Below are 1690 nucleotides of genomic sequence, written 5' to 3' on the forward strand. Positions count from 1 at the left end.
AACGAAGGGAAGCCCGGAGGAAAGCCCGAGAGGGTGAGTACGAAGGAAGCGTCCGTTCCTTGAGAACTCAACAGCGTGCCAAAAGTCAACGCCAGATATGTTGATACCCCGTCTCCGGGCCGTGATGGTCTGGGGCGAGGTTCCTTTGAAAAGTCCTTCCGTTTTGGGAGGCGAACACAGCGAGGACGCTGTGAACGATCGGATTATTCCTCCGGTTGTTCCGCTCTCGTGGTGTAGACCCGGATATCCGGGGAGCATTCACGGAGAGTTTGATCCTGGCTCAGGACGAACGCTGGCGGCGTGCTTAACACATGCAAGTCGAACGATGAAGCCTTTCGGGGTGGATTAGTGGCGAACGGGTGAGTAACACGTGGGCAATCTGCCCTGCACTCTGGGACAAGCCCTGGAAACGGGGTCTAATACCGGATATGACCAATTTCCGCATGGTGGTTGGTGGAAAGCTCCGGCGGTGCAGGATGAGCCCGCGGCCTATCAGCTTGTTGGTGGGGTGATGGCCTACCAAGGCGACGACGGGTAGCCGGCCTGAGAGGGCGACCGGCCACACTGGGACTGAGACACGGCCCAGACTCCTACGGGAGGCAGCAGTGGGGAATATTGCACAATGGGCGAAAGCCTGATGCAGCGACGCCGCGTGAGGGATGACGGCCTTCGGGTTGTAAACCTCTTTCAGCAGGGAAGAAGCGTAAGTGACGGTACCTGCAGAAGAAGCGCCGGCTAACTACGTGCCAGCAGCCGCGGTAATACGTAGGGCGCGAGCGTTGTCCGGAATTATTGGGCGTAAAGAGCTCGTAGGCGGCTTGTTGCGTCGGTTGTGAAAGCCCGGGGCTTAACCCCGGGTCTGCAGTCGATACGGGCAGGCTAGAGTTCGGTAGGGGAGATCGGAATTCCTGGTGTAGCGGTGAAATGCGCAGATATCAGGAGGAACACCGGTGGCGAAGGCGGATCTCTGGGCCGATACTGACGCTGAGGAGCGAAAGCGTGGGGAGCGAACAGGATTAGATACCCTGGTAGTCCACGCCGTAAACGTTGGGAACTAGGTGTGGGTCACATTCCACGTGGTCCGTGCCGCAGCTAACGCATTAAGTTCCCCGCCTGGGGAGTACGGCCGCAAGGCTAAAACTCAAAGGAATTGACGGGGGCCCGCACAAGCGGCGGAGCATGTGGCTTAATTCGACGCAACGCGAAGAACCTTACCAAGGCTTGACATACACCGGAAAACCCTGGAGACAGGGTCCCCCTTGTGGTCGGTGTACAGGTGGTGCATGGCTGTCGTCAGCTCGTGTCGTGAGATGTTGGGTTAAGTCCCGCAACGAGCGCAACCCTTGTCTCGTGTTGCCAGCAGGCCCTTGTGGTGCTGGGGACTCACGGGAGACCGCCGGGGTCAACTCGGAGGAAGGTGGGGACGACGTCAAGTCATCATGCCCCTTATGTCTTGGGCTGCACACGTGCTACAATGGCCGGTACAATGAGCTGCGATGCCGTGAGGTGGAGCGAATCTCAAAAAGCCGGTCTCAGTTCGGATTGGGGTCTGCAACTCGACCCCATGAAGTTGGAGTCGCTAGTAATCGCAGATCAGCATTGCTGCGGTGAATACGTTCCCGGGCCTTGTACACACCGCCCGTCACGTCACGAAAGTCGGTAACACCCGAAGCCGGTGGCCCAACCCCTT

General features: G+C 58.6%; 1 rRNA gene. It reads left to right on the top strand.

Features of this window, described 5'->3' with window-relative positions:
- Window positions 1–257: 257 nt before the first annotated feature.
- Window positions 258–1690 (top strand): 16S ribosomal RNA (locus AOK16_RS15210); the annotation flags it as partial.

Origin of the sequence: Streptomyces pathocidini (assembly GCF_001418495.1) — a bacterium.
Lineage (GTDB): Bacteria > Actinomycetota > Actinomycetes > Streptomycetales > Streptomycetaceae > Streptomyces > Streptomyces pathocidini.